This window comes from Rhodanobacter lycopersici, from assembly GCF_040812335.1.
GTDB classification, from domain to species: domain Bacteria; phylum Pseudomonadota; class Gammaproteobacteria; order Xanthomonadales; family Rhodanobacteraceae; genus Rhodanobacter_A; species Rhodanobacter_A lycopersici.
On record NZ_JBFOHK010000002.1, the window covers coordinates 604,956 to 620,228 of the forward strand.

General features: G+C 67.2%; 13 protein-coding genes. 11 read left to right on the forward strand and 2 right to left on the reverse strand.

Annotated features, from left to right (window positions below):
• The 3 genes from ftsX to ung are packed head-to-tail and all read left to right on the forward strand — an operon-like array spanning position 1 to position 2,538.
• Positions 1 to 975: a permease-like cell division protein FtsX gene (gene ftsX, locus ABQJ54_RS09620; RefSeq protein WP_367854076.1), complete on the forward strand. Its 975-nt coding sequence runs from the start codon at positions 1 to 3 to the stop codon at positions 973 to 975.
• Between the two features lie 25 nt (positions 976 to 1,000).
• Positions 1,001 to 1,843: a response regulator gene (locus ABQJ54_RS09625; protein WP_367854077.1), complete on the forward strand. Its 843-nt coding sequence runs from the start codon at positions 1,001 to 1,003 to the stop codon at positions 1,841 to 1,843.
• The gene (gene ung / locus ABQJ54_RS09630) at positions 1,840 to 2,538 is read left to right on the forward strand and encodes a uracil-DNA glycosylase (protein ID WP_367854078.1); all 699 of its coding nucleotides are present in this window, start codon (positions 1,840 to 1,842) and stop codon (positions 2,536 to 2,538) included. Before ABQJ54_RS09625 ends, ung begins: the two co-directional genes overlap by 4 nt.
• A gap of 13 nt (positions 2,539 to 2,551) precedes the next feature.
• On the opposite strand, the gene ABQJ54_RS09635 is transcribed toward ung, so the two are convergent.
• The gene (locus ABQJ54_RS09635) at positions 2,552 to 3,235 is read right to left on the reverse strand and encodes a Fe2+-dependent dioxygenase (RefSeq protein WP_367854079.1); all 684 of its coding nucleotides are present in this window, start codon (positions 3,233 to 3,235) and stop codon (positions 2,552 to 2,554) included.
• 338 nt (positions 3,236 to 3,573) lie between these two features.
• Complete coding sequence (locus ABQJ54_RS09640; protein ID WP_367854080.1) at positions 3,574 to 3,795, reverse strand: TonB-dependent receptor; 222 nt, start codon at positions 3,793 to 3,795, stop codon at positions 3,574 to 3,576.
• Positions 3,796 to 4,717: 922 nt separating this feature from the next.
• Between ABQJ54_RS09640 and ABQJ54_RS09645 the strand changes: the two genes are divergently transcribed.
• The 8 genes from ABQJ54_RS09645 (at position 4,718) to ABQJ54_RS09680 (ending at position 15,253) form a co-directional block, all read left to right on the forward strand.
• Complete coding sequence (locus ABQJ54_RS09645; protein WP_367854081.1) at positions 4,718 to 5,389, forward strand: class I SAM-dependent methyltransferase; 672 nt, start codon at positions 4,718 to 4,720, stop codon at positions 5,387 to 5,389.
• On the forward strand, positions 5,386 to 5,670 hold the full coding sequence (locus ABQJ54_RS09650) for a YkgJ family cysteine cluster protein (RefSeq protein ID WP_367854082.1): 285 nt from the start codon (positions 5,386 to 5,388) through the stop codon (positions 5,668 to 5,670). Before ABQJ54_RS09645 ends, ABQJ54_RS09650 begins: the two co-directional genes overlap by 4 nt.
• Positions 5,671 to 6,151: 481 nt before the next feature.
• Positions 6,152 to 7,009 carry an RNA polymerase sigma factor RpoH gene (gene rpoH, locus ABQJ54_RS09655; RefSeq protein ID WP_367854083.1) on the forward strand — a complete coding sequence of 286 codons (858 nt, stop codon included), beginning with the start codon at positions 6,152 to 6,154 and terminating at the stop codon, positions 7,007 to 7,009.
• A 102-nt stretch (positions 7,010 to 7,111) separates the two neighbouring features.
• On the forward strand, positions 7,112 to 7,789 hold the full coding sequence (locus tag ABQJ54_RS09660) for a response regulator transcription factor (RefSeq protein WP_367854084.1): 678 nt from the start codon (positions 7,112 to 7,114) through the stop codon (positions 7,787 to 7,789).
• A complete protein-coding gene (locus ABQJ54_RS09665; RefSeq protein ID WP_367854085.1) occupies positions 7,773 to 9,158 on the forward strand; it encodes a sensor histidine kinase in 1,386 nt (461 codons plus the stop codon). The genes ABQJ54_RS09660 and ABQJ54_RS09665 overlap by 17 nt, the downstream gene beginning before the upstream one ends.
• A gap of 243 nt (positions 9,159 to 9,401) precedes the next feature.
• On the forward strand, positions 9,402 to 12,608 hold the full coding sequence (locus ABQJ54_RS09670; protein WP_367854086.1) for an efflux RND transporter permease subunit: 3,207 nt from the start codon (positions 9,402 to 9,404) through the stop codon (positions 12,606 to 12,608).
• Positions 12,595 to 13,782 (forward strand): efflux RND transporter periplasmic adaptor subunit, encoded by a 1,188-nt coding sequence (locus ABQJ54_RS09675; protein WP_367854087.1) that lies wholly within the window; start codon positions 12,595 to 12,597, stop codon positions 13,780 to 13,782. Before ABQJ54_RS09670 ends, ABQJ54_RS09675 begins: the two co-directional genes overlap by 14 nt.
• Positions 13,769 to 15,253 (forward strand): efflux transporter outer membrane subunit, encoded by a 1,485-nt coding sequence (locus tag ABQJ54_RS09680; protein WP_367854088.1) that lies wholly within the window; start codon positions 13,769 to 13,771, stop codon positions 15,251 to 15,253. The genes ABQJ54_RS09675 and ABQJ54_RS09680 overlap by 14 nt, the downstream gene beginning before the upstream one ends.
• Positions 15,254 to 15,273 lie beyond the last annotated feature (20 nt).

Sequence of the window (15,273 nt, forward strand, 5' to 3'; positions counted from 1 at the left end):
ATGGCTGTCGACGTTTCCACCCGCGAAGAATCCGCCCCTGCGCAGAATCGCCCCAGCCACACCCGGCGCGTGGGAAGCTGGCGCGAGCACCATGGCTGGAGTGCCGCGGCCAGCCTGCGCCGGCTCGCCGCGCGTCCCTTGGGCAGCCTGCTCACCATCGCGGTGATGGGGCTGGCGCTGGCGTTGCCGCTGGCGTTCTACCTGCTGCTGGGCAATGTGCAGCAGCTCGGCCACGCACTGGGCCAGGACCAGGCGATCAACGTGTTCCTGCAGCCGGACCAGGGCGAGTCGCAGGTGCAGCTGCTGGCGAAGCAGCTGGGCGATCGTTCCGATGTGGCTTCAGTGACGGTCAAGACCCCGCAGCAGGGCCTGGACGAGCTGGCGAAGCTGCAGGGCTTCTCCGGCGCGCTGGACGCGCTGGACCAGAATCCCTTGCCCTACGTGCTGATGGTGCAGCCGAAGGAAGGTCTAGACGCCCCCGCGGTGGAGCGGCTGGTGAGCGACATGCGCGAGCTGCGCAGCGTTGCCCAGGTGCAGGACAGCGGCACCTGGCGACAGCGGCTGGACGCGCTGCTCGGCGTCGGTGACCGCGTGGTGGCCGCGCTGGCGTCGATGCTGGCGCTGGCCGCCCTGCTGGTGGTGGGCAACACGGTGCGGGTGGACATCGCCAGCCGCAGCGAGGAGATCGGCGTGCTGCTGCTGGTGGGCGCCAGCGGCGCGTTCGTGCGTCGGCCCTATCTGTATGCCGGCATCTGGTACGGCCTGTTCAGCGGGATCCTCGCCGCGTTGCTGGCGCTGGCGATCGAATTCGCGCTGAGCGGACCGGTGGCACGGTTGAGCCAGGCTTATGATGGCAAGCTGCACATCGGTGGCCTGCCGCAGTGGCTGCTGCTGGCGGTGCCGCTCGCAGCCGCGGCGCTGGGCTGGCTGGGCGCGCGGCTGGTCAGCGCCTGGCAGTTGCGCAAGGCTGCCTGAGCGGGCGGGGGCGAACGGGCAGGGCATGAGTACGAGCATCAGCAACCGACTGGTCAGCACGGCGCCACGCGTGCTGGTGGTCGATGGTTCCAGGATGGTGCGGCAGATGATCGCCCGCGTGCTGGCGGGCGAGTTGCCGGGCGTGGAGGTGGTGGGCTGCGGCAGCGGCGGCGAAGCGCAGCAGTTGCTGGGCGAAGGCGTGTTCGATTTCATCACCACCGCGCTGCGCCTGCCCGACATGGACGGGCTGGAGCTGGCGCGCTTCGTGCGCGAGTCCGCGGTGCAGACCTACGTGCCCATCGTGGTGGTTTCCGGCGACGTGGACGACCGCCTGCACCGCCGCACCCTGGGCGAGGACGTCACCGACTACTTCGACAAGTCGCTGGGTTTCCAGGCGCTGGCCGAATTCATCCGCGGCTACGTGCGCCCCGAGGGCAGCGCCGAGGGCGAGGTGCTGTACGTGGAAGACAGCCGCGTGGTGGCGCTGGCCACCCGCCGCATGCTGGAGAAATACGGCCTCACCGTGCGCCACGTGATCAGCGTGGAGGATGCGTTGGCGCTGCTGGAAACCGCGAAGGTGCGCGGCGAGGTCGGCGCCGACGTGGTGCTCACCGACGTCAGCCTGAAGGGCGAGCTCACCGGCGGCGACCTGCTCGAACGCATCCGCAAGGATTTCGGCTACGGCAAGGGCCGGCTGCCGGTGCTGGTGATGACCGGCGACGAGAATCCGGCCAACCAGGCCGCGCTGATCAATGCCGGTGCCAACGACCTGGTGGAGAAGCCGGTCGAGGAAAAGCTGCTGGTCACCAAGCTGCTGTTCCAGCTGCGCGTGGCGCGGCATCTGCGCCAGCGAGGTACTGCCGCATGAGCGAGGTACGACTCGAAGCCTCGTGGAAGGCAAGGATCGGCGCCTACCTGGAACGCCCCGAGATGCAGGCGCTGGCCGCCTTCCTGCGTGCGGAAAAGCACGCCGGCAAGGCGATCTACCCGCCGGGGGCGGAAATCTTCGCCGCGTTCGGGCACACGCCATTCGACGCGGTGCGCGTGGTGATCCTCGGGCAGGATCCGTACCACGGCCCCGGGCAGGCGCACGGCCTGTGTTTCTCGGTGCGCCCGGGCGTGCAAACGCCGCCCTCGCTGGTGAACATCTTCAAGGAAATCCAGCGCGACCTCGGCATCGCACCGCCTGACCACGGCTGTCTCACGCCTTGGGCCGATCACGGCGTGCTGCTGCTGAACGCGGTGCTTACCGTGGAGCGCGGGTCGGCCGCCTCGCACCAGGGCAAGGGCTGGGAAGGCTTCACCGATGCGGCGATCGACGCACTCAACCGCGAGCGCGAGGGCCTGGTGTTCCTGCTCTGGGGCAGCTACGCCCAGCGCAAGGGCCAGCTGATCGATACCCGCCGGCACTGCGTGCTGAAGAGCGTGCACCCCTCGCCGCTGTCTGCCCATCGCGGCTTCCTCGGCTGCGGGCATTTCTCCGCTGCCAACCGCTACCTCGAAGCCAGCGGGCAGGCGCCGGTGGACTGGTCGCTGCCACCGCGTGCCGCGTTGCAGGGTTGATCAGGCCCTCTACCTAGCCGACCACGTCCGCCCACATGCGCAGCAGGTTTGCATGCGAGCGGCTCACGGTGTCGAAGGCCTGGCTCTTGCCCTCGCGACCGAAGATGTCGCGCTTGGCGCTTTCCAGATCCCACAGCAGTTCGCGGCGGGCCGGGTCGCGCACCATGCTTTGCACCCAGATGATGGCTGCGTCGCGCACGCCCCGTGTCACCGGGCCGACATGGTGCAGGGTGTTGGCCGGGTAGGCGATGGCGGCACCGGCTTCGAGCTTGAAGGCGTATTCCATGCCGCCACTGGCGTGCGTCACCAGTTCGCCGCCGTCGTAGCTGCGGGGATCGGACAGGAACACGGTGATCGCGATGTCGGTGCGCACCGCGTTGCCCATGCCGCCCATGACCGGGGCATCGACGTGCGCGCCGTACTCCATGCCGCCGGCGTAGCGGTTGAACAGCGGCTGGGTGTTCGCCGCCGGCAGCAGCGCCGCCTGCAGCAGGCCGTTGCGACGGAAAGCGGTGCGCACGATGTCTGCCACCCGTGCGTAGCTCGCGCTGCTGGTATCGATCTGCTGGTTTTTCTTCACGGTGCGCGCCGACCAGCCGGCCGTGCCGGCACCGTCGACGAAGGGAGCGCTCTGCAGCTCGGCCCGGATTGCGCCAAGCTCCTGGGCTGTCAACACATCAGGTACACAGACGATCAAGTGAACTCCCCCTTCCACGTGGCTTCACTTGGCATTGTAGTGAGCTGGGCCGGTGCAAGGAACGCGCGCCGTCGCGGACCGGTGGCTGTTTTCAAGCCCTGCCTTGCGGCCCATGCCAAGTGCCGGCCTCGGGTGCACCGTCGAGCCCAGTGGGTTATCAGATACATCTCTTCAAGCTTGCGTCAGCCGTGGGAGATGAACTGCAGCCTGTTGAACCCCATGTGTTCCGGGTAAGGGTGCGGACATGGCTTCATTGCCCAGTCCACACGAACTTCGGTCGCATCAGGATGCGCGCAAGACTTGGACAGACGCCCATCGGGGACGCGAGCCAGTGGGCCTCAGTGTTCCTTGACCCATATTTCCTCGATGTCGTCCATGACGGCGAGTTTGATGTCAGGATTCGACAGGTCCGAAACGTCGAAAACACGGCCGTGCCGCATCCCCCGATAGATCCCGTCCTTTCGAAAGGTCGCCGCCCATATGATGCTGCCCAACGCCGCCGCGTCGTACTGTGCGGTGTAGTTGAAGCCATTGCTGGTGATGCCAAGGAGGTCGTGCATAACAGCTTGCTCCGCGGGAAGTCACAAGCTGACACTACTCTTTTGACGAAAGTGCCGCGCGAAGGTACGGAGCAGTATGAGAACCGTTGCCAGGCAAAGCGCCTGTGCCGCGGCTCACACAAAGAAACTAACACTTGAAGCCCCGCAAGGGCGTATGGTGGCAAAGCTGGATCCACTTTCCAGTGGTTACTCCAATGAGGCGTGCAGGAATGCTCGCGACCGAGAGCGCATGAGTACGCGTCGACCCCGTGGTTTGAATTGCAAGCAATGGGCTCTGCTAGGCGAGGTTGTGAAGCGTTGTCCGTTGTCGCTCCGCGCGATAGAACGCCTTGCCGATCTGCGCTGGCTCTGCGAGGCGGGCCTGGTGACAGTGGACCAGACTAGGGTGTGCGCGACGCGTCTGGGCATGGAAGCGCTCTGGTACCACAGTCTTCATTGATCGAAAGGCACCCTCTTCCGCATCGACCTCTCGTTCCGGGAGGCAGGCGCGGCCTTTGCGTCCCCGATTGCCAAGGAACTTGTCATGTCGCCACCGGCCAGGCCGCTCTCGTTATCGGACATCCACGATGTTTACTGCGGCTCTGCGAAGAGGCGGGATACGGTCAAAGCGGAACAGAGCTATCGGAAAACCGATCGTTTTGCGCGCGACGCAGGCCACTCCGGTTCAGCGCCCAATCGCCCCCCATCGCGCACCGGGCGATAGCGTCCCGCGGAGGTGGAACCATGGCCACGCAATTACTCACTCGATTCAGGCCAGCGCCAAGTCCCGGTGTTGGCTTATGACGTGGGCTAAGTGCATGTGGCGGGTGTGCCACGGTCACGTGGGTGCATGCTCGCCTCGCGCCTCATTGTGTGGCCAGTCGGCCACACACTTTGCTCCCTAACATTCCGCCCTGTTTGCAGGGTTCTTCCGGGAGCATCCGTGCAAGCTTATGCAACCCGCAGCGAGCAGCTTTTGATCGGTGGCCATATGTACCGCTTGCGGGTTCTGAGCGATAAACAACAGTTTTCCGACGCCGCTGGTCACCGCGCACGCATGGGCCTTTCGGTCGCCCAATGGGGCTTGTTTGGTCAACTTTGGCCATCAGAGCGTCTTCTAGCCCAGGCCATGCATCGCTTCGCCATAGATGGAAAGCGCATCCTCGAACTGGGATGCGGCATCGGATTGGCCTGCCTCGTCCTCAAGCGCCGTGGTGCCGACATCGTCGCGTCAGATGCACACCCCCTGGCCGAATCCTTTCTCGCGTACAACGCGACGCTCAATGCATTGCCCGCCATTGATTACCGCCGTCTGCCATGGGACGCCCTGCGGCCATCATTGGGTCACTTCGACGCGATCATTGCGAGTGACGTGCTGTACGAACCCCTGCAGGCGCTGCTGCTCGCCGAGGTGGTCAGGCGGCATGCGTACCCGTCAGCGGAGGTTGTAATTACCGACCCCGGCCGCAGCCACAGCCAGCACTTCAGCCAGCTATTGGCAGAACAACGCTTCATACTCACCGAAGAGCAATGCCCCATGGATGATCGCGACGTACCACCGTACCGCGGCCACCTTCTGCACTACGTCCGAGATCGGGAAGCCTCTTGCGCATGACCTCACCAACCAGTCGCGCCCCGGGTGCCGCACGCTGTTCCGCGTGCGAGGCCGTGTGCTGCCGCCTCATGGTCGTCCTGCAACCGGAGGACCATATTCCCGATCATCTCACCACCTATTTGCCGACAGGTTTGCATGTCATGAAGCGTGGCGAGGACGGTTGGTGTGTCGCCTTGAACAGCGCGCGCATGAACTGTGGCATCTATGAAACCCGGCCCTCAGTGTGTCGCAGGTTTGTCATGAATGGCCCCTATTGCAAGGCCATTCGCGCCGAATACTGAAGCGTCCCGTGGCAACGGCGTGCACTGTGGTCAGGCCGCGCCTGCCTCCGCAGCGGCAGCCTCAGGCGCGAACGGTTGCTTGGGACGCCGCTGTCTTTTTACGCAAGATTCCCGGGCTTGGGCGCGAACCGAGCATAGGCCGCCTTCATCTTCGCAAACCGGACACGGGCGAGACCCGATGGACGCTTCCAGCGGTTATCTGGCTGGCGGCGCAATACATTCTCGCTTTGATAGAATATCTAGTGATATTAACAAGTTGGAATGATTCTGGCTGGTGGTGTTGCCCCGCCTGCCGACGTGGCTACGGGGTACTGACACCACTTCGGCACCTGCTGACGACGTTAAATGCACTCGACACGACAGATGGACAAGCGATCCATATTTCTGTACGATACGGTTCATTAAAAGTCGCGAACTATCCACGGCTTTAGCACTCCAAGCACCGGAGTGCTAACCTGAAACTCTTGACCGGAGGTTTCACATGTCCCAAGCCTTGGCGACCACCAACCTGTCGCTGCCCAGCGTGGTCGGCAGCCTGGATGCCTACATCTCGGCCGTGCACCGCATTCCGGTGCTGAGCCAGGAGGAGGAGCAGGCGCTGTCGCGCAGCTACAACGAGGAAGAGGATCTCTCCGCAGCCAAAAAGCTGGTGATGTCGCACCTGCGTTTCGTGGTGCACGTGGCGCGTGGCTATTCCGGCTACGGCCTGCAGCTGGCCGACCTGATCCAGGAAGGCAACATCGGCTTGATGAAGGCGGTGAAGCGTTTCGACCCGGACCAGGGCGTGCGCCTGGTCAGCTTCGCGGTGCACTGGATCCGTGCCGAGATGCACGAGTTCATCCTGAAGAACTGGCGCATCGTGAAGGTTGCCACCACCAAGGCGCAGCGCAAGCTGTTCTTCAACCTGCGCAAGAGCAAGAAGCGCCTGGGCTGGATGAATGCGGCCGAGGTGAGCGCGGTGGCGCAGGACCTGGGCGTGCCCGAGGCCACGGTGCGCGAGATGGAATCGCGCCTGTCCGGTCGCGACATCGGCTTCGAGGCGCCGGCGGATGCCGACGACGACGCCAAGCCCGCGCCGGAAGCCTTCCTGATCGACGAAGGCGCCGACCCGTACGACAACGTGGCCGAGGCCGACCAGTCGGACAACCAGCTGTCGACGCTGTCCACCGCGATGGAGAAGCTGGACGAGCGTTCGCGCCACATCATCCGGCGCCGCTGGCTGGACGAGGACAAGGCCACGCTGCAGGAGCTGGCCGACGAGTACGGCGTCTCCGCCGAGCGCATCCGCCAGGTCGAGGCGAACGCGATGAAGAAGATGCGCGGACTGTTCGCCGCCTGATCCGGCTTCCGGCCGACGGTGCTACGGTTGAACGGCCTCCCCGCGGAGGCCGTTTCCGTTCCTGGAGCCGGACAGCCATTCCGCAGCCACGCTGGAATCACGATGCCACGCATCCTGGTCATCGAAGACGACGAAGTCACCGCGCGCGAGATTGTTGCCGAGCTGGCTGCGCACGGCATGGTGGCGGACCGCGCCGCCACCGGCTGCGCCGGCCTGGAGCAGGCGCTGGCCGGCGGCTACGACCTGATCACGCTGGACCGCATGCTGCCGGGCATGAGCGGCATCGACGTCATCACCGCGCTGCGCGAGCGCCGGATGGACACGCCGGTGCTGATGATCAGCGCGCTGAGCGAAGTGGACGAACGCGTGCGCGGCCTGCGCGCGGGCGGCGACGATTACCTCACCAAGCCGTTCGCGCCCGACGAGATGGCGGCGCGGGTCGAGGTGCTGTTGCGGCGGCACCGGCCGCAGGCGGAAAATCGGCTGCGCGTGGCCGACCTGGAGCTCGATCTGGTGCGGCACGTCGCCCTCCGCGACGGCCAGCCGCTGTCGCTGCTGCCCACGGAATACCGGTTGCTGGAGTTCCTCATGCGCAATTCCGGCCAGGTGCTCAGCCGCACGATGATCTTCGAACACGTCTGGGGCTTCCATTTCGATCCGGGCACCAACGTGATCGACGTGCACATCGGCCGTTTGCGCCGCAAGATCGACATCGCGGGACTGCCCGCGCTGATCCACACCGTGCGCGGCTCGGGGTATCGGCTTGCGCCCGCTGATTGACGTCTGGCGCTCGGCCACCTCGCGCCTGATCCTGATCTACGGCGCGCTGTTCGTGGTGTGGAGCGTGGTGCTGCTGGGCGCGATCCAGTGGGAAAGCTCGCGCTACCTCACCCACGTGCTCGACCAGATCGTGTCGCAGCGCATGCAGTATCTCGTGCAGACGGACGCCGCGCACCTGCCGCAGGCGGTGGATGCGTCGGGCACGCTCGACCCGCACGGCATCATGTCGGCGGGTCTGTTCGACGCGCAGGGACGGCCGCTGGCCGGCAACATCGCCAGCCTGCCGCAAGGGCTGGTGGCCGACGGCCAACAGCACCTGCTGCCCAAGGGCGTGTTGCGCACCGACCGCCTGCGCAGCGACGTCAGCGCGCGCGCGATGGCGCAGCGCCTGCCCGGCGGCAAGCTGCTGGTGCTGGCCAAGGACACCAGCACGATCGATGGGCTGGGCGCGATCATCCGTCGCACCCTGTTGTGGGGTCTGTCGCTGACGGTGATTCCCGGCCTGCTCGGCGGCCTGCTGCTCAGCCGTGGCCCGGCGCGGCGCATCCGTGCGATCCAGCTGGCCACCGAGCCGATCCAGCGCGGCGACCTCACCCGGCGCCTGCCGGTGAGCCGGCGTGGCGACGAGCTGGACGTGCTGGCTGGCATCGTCAATACCATGCTGGGCGAGATCGAGCGCCTGATGGGCGAGGTGAAAGGCGTATGCGACAACATCGCGCACGACCTGCGCACGCCGCTGACGCGCCTGCGCGCACGGCTCTACCGCGTCCAGCAGCAACTGGACGGGCGACCCGAGGCAGGGCTGGTGGAGGCCTGCGTGACCGACATCGACGCCGTGCTGACGCGTTTCCGCGCACTGCTGCGGGTGTCCGAGCTGGAGGATCAGCACCGTAGCGCCTGCTTCAGCGAAGTGGACCTCGAGCGCGTGCTGCACCAGGTGCATGACTTCTATGCGCCGCTGGCCGAGGACCGCGGCCTTGGCTTCGTGCTGGAGCTGGCGCCGCTGGCCCCGCTGCGCGGCGATGCGCACCTGCTGTTCGAGGCCTTCGCCAACCTGGTCGGCAACGCGATCAAGTTCACGCCCGCCGGCGGCCGCGTGCTGTTGCGTGCGCGGATGGAACGCAACGGTCCCCGCGTGGACGTGCTGGATGGCGGCCCCGGCATCCCCGCCGGCGAGCGCGACGCGGTGACCAGGCGCTTCTACCGCGGCGACAACAGCCGCAGCACGCCAGGCTCGGGCCTGGGCCTCAGCATCGTCAGCGCGATCGTGCGCCTGCACGGCTACCGCCTGGAGATCGGCGACGGCGATGGCGGCGGTGCGTGCATCAGCATTCATTGCATGACGGCGGCGACGGTCGAGGCGGCGTAGATGGCAAAGCCCCTCTCCCACTTGTGGGAGAGGGGCTTTTTGCCGTTTCAGCGTCAGGGCAGCCCCGCCCTCTCCTCCAACCCTCTCTTGGCTCCCCAAAGCCGGCGCCATCCATGGCGCCTCTCCGCGTGCCCGCAAGCGGGAGAGGGGCGCGGAGCCGGCACATGAAATTATCTTCATGAAGCCCCGCGCCCTCCGCATGAGAAAATTTCCGCGACGCAACATCCGCGCTCAGGAATCCCCATGATTGGCCTGGTCAGGATCGCACTTTCGCGGCCGTATACCTTTGTTGTCTTTTCCCTGCTCATCCTGATCACCGGCACGCTCGCCGCGCTGCGCATGCCGGTGGACATCTTCCCGAGCATCAACATCCCGGTGATCGCGGTGGCCTGGCAGTACACCGGCCTGCCGCCCGACCAGATGGCCGGCCGCATCGACACGCCGTTCGAGCGCGCGCTGACCACCACGGTGGATGACATCGAGCACATCGAGGCGAACTCGTACAACACCTTTGGCATCGTCAAGATCTTCTTCCACCCGGGCGCCAACATCGCCACCGCCAACGCGCAGGTCACCGCGATCGCGCAGACCCTGCTCAAGCAGATGCCGCCGGGCACCACGCCGCCGCTGATCATCAACTACAGCGCCTCCACCGTGCCCATCATCCAGCTGGCGCTGTCGGGCAAGGGCCTGAGCGAGCAGAACCTGACCGACCTCGGCATCAACCAGGTGCGCACCCGGCTGGTGACGGTGGAGGGCGCGGGCATTCCGTATCCGTTCGGCGGCAAGACGCCGCAGGTGATGTTCGACCTCGATCCCGCCGCGCTGCAGGCGCGCGGCCTCACCGGCAACGACGTCGCCAACGCGCTGGCCGCGCAGAACCTGCTCACGCCGGTGGGCACGCAGAAGGTCGGCAACACCGAATACGTGGTCAACCTCAACAACGCGCCGTCGGGGCTGGAAGACCTCGCCAACCTGCCGATCAAGTCGGTGAACGGCGCGATGGTCTACATGCACGACGTGGCCAACGTACACTTCGGCAGCGCGGTGCAGACCAACATGGTGCACGTGGACGGCAGCCGCTCGGTGCTGCTCAGCGTGTTCAAGAGCGGCGCCACCTCCACGCTGGACATCATCAGCGGCATCAAGAAGATGCTGGCGGAGATCAGGCCGTCGCTGCCCGACGCGCTGCAGGTCAAGCCGGTGGGCGACCAGTCGGTGTTCGTCAGCGCGGCGGTGACCGGCGTGATCCGCGAAGGCGTGATCGCGGCGGCGCTGACCAGCCTGATGATCCTGCTGTTCCTGGGCAGCTGGCGTTCGACGGTGATCATCGCCGTGTCGATCCCGCTGGCGGTGCTGGGCTCGGTCGCCCTGCTGTCGGCGCTGGGCGAGACGCTCAACATCATGACCCTGGGCGGCCTGGCGCTGGCGGTGGGCATCCTGGTGGACGACGCCACGGTGACCATCGAGAACATCAACTGGCACCTCGAGCACGGCAAGGGCGTGGAGACCGCGATCATGGACGGCGCGGCGCAGATCGTGACGCCGGCCTTCGTCTCGCTGCTGTGCATCTGCATCGTGTTCGTGCCGATGTTCTTCCTGCAGGGCGTGGCGCGCTACCTGTTCGTGCCGATGGCCGAAGCGGTGATGTTCGCGATGATCTGCTCGTTCTTCCTGTCGCGCACGCTGGTGCCGACGATGGCGAAGTACCTGCTCAAGCCGCACGCGCCGCACACCGACGAGCACGGCATCAATGCGGCGCTGCCGCCGTCGCGCAATCCGCTGGTGCGCTTCCAGCGCCGCTTCGAGGCGCGCTTCGAGAAGATCCGCGGCGGCTACCATGGCCTGCTCGAACTGGCGCTGCAGCACCGGCGCGTGTTCACGATGGGCTTCCTCGCCTTCGTGGTGCTGTCGTTCGCGCTGGCGCCGTTCCTGGGCCGCAACTTCTTCCCGTCGGTGGATGCCGGCCAGATGCTGATCCACGTGCGCGTGCGCGTCGGCACGCGGCTGGAAGACACCGCGGCGCAGTTCGGCCACATCGAGCAGGCGATCCGCCAGGTCATCCCGGCGAAGGATCTGGATACGGTGGCCGACAACATCGGCGCGCCGTTCCTGTCGTCGATCAACACCATCTACAACAACACCGGCACGATCGGCGAGCAGGACGGCGACATCCAGATCGCGCTGCGCGAGGGGCATGCGCCGACCGACGACTACGTGAAGCGCCTGCGCGAGGAACTGCCGAAGCGCTTCCCCGGCGTGACTTTCTCGTTCCTGCCCGCCGACATCGTCAGCCAGATCCTCAACTTCGGCACGCCGGCGCCGATCGAGCTGCAGGTGCGCGGCCGCGACCTGCCTGCGGACTTCGCCTACGCCAACAAGCTGCTGGCGCAGATCCGCCGCGTCACCGGCGTGGCCGACGCGCGCATCCAGCAGTCGCAGTCGCTGCCCACGGTGGACGTGGACCTCGACCGCACGCGCGCGCAATACGTCGGCGCCACCCCGCGCGACGTCACCAACAGCATGGTGGTGAACCTGGCTGGCAGCAGCCAGGTGGCGCCGACCTACTGGCTCAACCCGAAGAACGGCATCACCTATCCCATCGTGATGCAGACGCCGCAGTACCGCATGGATACCTCCGCCGCGCTGGCGGACCTGCCGGTCAATGCAGCGGGTAGCCCGACCACGGTGCTCGGCGGCATCGCCGACATCAAGTACGACCGCGCCGACGCGGTGGTGTCGGAATACAACATCCAGCCGATGGTGCAGATCTTCGCCAGCACGCAGGGGCGCGACCTCGGCGCGGTGGCCGCCGACATCCAGAAGATCATCGACGCCAACGCCAAGGACGCGCCCAAGGGTGCCACCGTGGCCCTGCTCGGCCAGGTACAGACGATGAACACGGCGTTCAGCGGCCTGCTGTTCGGCCTGCTCGGCGCGATCGTGCTGATCTATTTCCTGATCGTGGTGAACTTCCAGTCCTGGGCCGATCCGTTCGTGATCATCACCGCGCTGCCCGCCGCGCTGGCCGGTATCGTGTGGATGCTGTTCGCCAGCCACACCACGCTGTCGGTGCCGGCGCTCACCGGTGCCATCATGTGCATGGGCGTGGCCACCGCCAACTCGATCCTGGTGGTGAGTTTTTGCCGCGAACGGCTGGACGAGCACGGCGACGCGGCGCGGGCCGCGCTGGAGGCCGGCTTCGTACGCTTCCGCCCGGTCTGCATGACCGCGCTGGCGATGGTGATCGGCATGCTGCCGATGGCGCTGGCGCTGGGCGAGGGCGGCGAGCAGAACGCGCCGCTCGGCCGCGCGGTGATCGGCGGCCTGGTGTTCGCCACCGTGTCCACCCTGTTCTTCGTCCCTGTCGTGTTCAGCATCGTCCACCGGCGCCATGGCGAGAAGCATGCGCCGCAAGGCAACTCCGGAGAGATCCATGTCCCAGCTTGATCCGCACACCCAGCCGCAAGCCGTGCCGCGCGGCCTGCGCACGGCCGGCATCGTTGCCGCCGTGGTGGCGGCGATCGTCGTCGTCTACGGCGTGGCCAGCCGTGCCCATGGCACGGCGCAGATGCGCGACTGGACGCAGCAGCAGGCACTGCCGGTGGTCGCGGTGGTGCAGCCGGAGGCGGCCGCGGGTCAGCCCACGCTGCAGTTGCCGGGCCGCCTGCAGGCCTTTGTGAGCGCGCCGATCTACGCGCGCGTTTCCGGTTACCTCAAGAGCTGGAACACGGACATCGGCGCCCGCGTGAAGAAGGGCGACCTGCTCGGCACTATCGAGACACCCGACGTCGACCAGCAGCTCGCGCAGGCGCAAGCCGGCCTCGGCGTCGCCAAGGCCAACGCGAAGCTGGCGCAGATCAGCGCCAAACGCTGGCAGGCGATGGCCGGCACCGACGCGGTCGCGCAGCAGGACATCGACCAGCGCACCAGCGCGCTGAACGCGGCCGAGGCGCAGGTGAAGGCCGCGCAGGCGCAGGTCGACCAGCTCGAGGTCGAGAAGGGCTTCGCTAGGCTCGTCGCGCCGTTCGACGGCACCGTCACCGCGCGCGACACCGACGTGGGCGCGCTGATCAATGTCGGCAGCGGCGCCGGTCCGGAGCTGTTCGTGGTGTCCGACACCAGCAAGCTGCGCCTGTACGTCAACGTGCCGCAGAGCTACGTGCCGCAGGTGCCGCGCGGCACCCGCGCCGTGCTGCGCGTGCCCGAGCATCCGGGCAAGACCTACCAGGCCACCGTGCTCGATTCGGCGGACGCGGTGAACGCCGCCAGCGGCACCACGCTGATGCAGTTGCTGGTGGACAACCGCAGTGGCGAACTGATGCCCGGCGGCTTCGCCAGCGTGGAACTGGACCTGGGCTCGACCCGCAACGGCCTGAGCATTCCGTCGAGCGCGCTGGTCTTCAACGGCAAGGGCATGCAGGTGGCCACGCTCGGTGCCGGCGACCGCGTGACGTTCAAGTCGGTGACGGTGTTGCGCGACGACGGCAAGCGCGCCGTGATCGGCGCCGGCCTCGCCCCCACCGACCAGGTGATCGACAGTCCGCCCGACGGCATCGACACGGGCGATCACGTGCGCGTGGCCGAGCAGCAGAAGGCGGACGATTCCCATGCGAAGGGCTGACCGCTTCCTGCCCGCACTGCGCCGTCGCTCTCTGCTGGCGTTGCCAGTGGCGGCGGCGCTGGCCGGCTGCAACCTGGCGCCGGCCTACAAGGTGCCGACGACGCCGGTCGCCGCGCAGTACCGCGACACCGGCCCGTGGGTGCTGGCGCAGCCGGCCGACCAGCTGCCGCGCGCGGACTGGTGGTCGTTGTACGGCGACCCGCGGCTAGACCAGTTGCAGCAGCGCCTGCTCGCCCACAATGCCGACCTCGCCGCCGCGCTGGCGCACTACCAGCAGGCGCAGGCGCTGTTCCGCGAAGCGCGCTCCGGCTATTTCCCGCAGATCGGCGCCGGCGCCGGCGCCGTGCGCCAGCGCCAGTCCGACACCGCGCCCTTGCGCGGCGCCACGTCACCGGCGGACTACGACACCTACACCGCGGGCGTGCAGCTCAGCTACGAGGTGGACCTGTGGGGCCAGGTGCGCGACACCGTCGCCGCCGGCAGGGACGAGGCGCAGGCCACCGCTGCCGACCTCGCTTCCGTGCAGCTCAGCCTGCAGGCGCAGCTCGCCGACGACTACCTCGCGCTGCGCGGCATCGACCAGCAACTGCAGCTGCTGCAGCAGAGCATCGATGCCTACCGCAAGGCGCTGCAGCTCACGCAGACCCTGCACAGCGGCGGCATCGTCTCCGGCCTGGACGTGGCGCGCGCGCAGACGCAGCTGTCCACGGTGAAATCGCAGTGGGCGCAGACCGCGGCGCAGCGTGCGCAGATGCAGGATGCCATCGCCGTGCTGGTGGGCGAATCCGCCTCGCAGTTCAGCCTGCCGGCGCAGACGGCGGCCATCGCGTTGCCGCAGATTCCGCTGGCCGTGCCGTCGACCCTGCTGCAGCGCCGGCCCGACATCGCCGCCGCCGAACGCCGCACCGCCGAAGCCAATGCCGGGATCGGCGTGGCGCGCTCGGCCTACTTCCCCTCGCTGACGCTGGATGCGCAAGGCGGCTTCCTCAGCAAGCGCTATGCCGACCTGCTCACCGCCCCGAACCATGTCTGGGCGCTCGGCCCCTCGCTGCTGTTCGACCTCTTCGATGGCGGCTTGCGCAAGGCGCAGGTCGCCGCCGCCAAGGCCGCGGCGGACGAAGCCGGCGCGAAATACCGCGGCGTGGTGCTGGCCGCGTTCCAGCAGGTCGAGGACAACCTCGCCCTGCTCGATCGCCTCGGCGCCGCCATGGTCGACCAGCAGGCCGCCGCCGTCGCCGCGCAACGCTCGCTGGATCTGGCGATGAAGCAGTACAAGGCCGGCGCCGCCAGCTACCTCGACGTGGTGCAGGCACAGACTGCTGCCCTGCAGGCGCAAAGCAGCGTGCTGACCCTCGGCACGCAACAGTTGCGTGCCAGCGTGCAGCTCATCCGCGCGCTCGGCGGCGGCTGGTCGCGCGAGCAGTTGGCGCAGAAGCCGGCACACGGTGGCGGCAAGGCAGCCGGCGGATAACATCCCGGCTGTTCGTCGAG

Excerpts from the sequence above, each read along its gene's own strand:
- ABQJ54_RS09650 (WP_367854082.1), top strand. The coding sequence starts at position 5,386 with ATGACCTCACCAACCAGTCGCGCCCCGGGTGCCGCACGCTGTTCCGCG.
- ABQJ54_RS09670 (WP_367854086.1), top strand. The coding sequence starts at position 9,402 with ATGATTGGCCTGGTCAGGATCGCACTTTCGCGGCCGTATACCTTTGTT.
- ftsX (WP_367854076.1), top strand. The coding sequence starts at position 1 with ATGGCTGTCGACGTTTCCACCCGCGAAGAATCCGCCCCTGCGCAGAAT.
- ABQJ54_RS09660 (WP_367854084.1), top strand. The coding sequence starts at position 7,112 with ATGCCACGCATCCTGGTCATCGAAGACGACGAAGTCACCGCGCGCGAG.
- ABQJ54_RS09640 (WP_367854080.1), bottom strand. The coding sequence starts at position 3,795 with ATGCACGACCTCCTTGGCATCACCAGCAATGGCTTCAACTACACCGCA.
- ABQJ54_RS09625 (WP_367854077.1), top strand. The coding sequence starts at position 1,001 with ATGAGTACGAGCATCAGCAACCGACTGGTCAGCACGGCGCCACGCGTG.
- ABQJ54_RS09680 (WP_367854088.1), top strand. The coding sequence starts at position 13,769 with ATGCGAAGGGCTGACCGCTTCCTGCCCGCACTGCGCCGTCGCTCTCTG.
- ung (WP_367854078.1), top strand. The coding sequence starts at position 1,840 with ATGAGCGAGGTACGACTCGAAGCCTCGTGGAAGGCAAGGATCGGCGCC.
- ABQJ54_RS09675 (WP_367854087.1), top strand. The coding sequence starts at position 12,595 with ATGTCCCAGCTTGATCCGCACACCCAGCCGCAAGCCGTGCCGCGCGGC.
- rpoH (WP_367854083.1), top strand. The coding sequence starts at position 6,152 with ATGTCCCAAGCCTTGGCGACCACCAACCTGTCGCTGCCCAGCGTGGTC.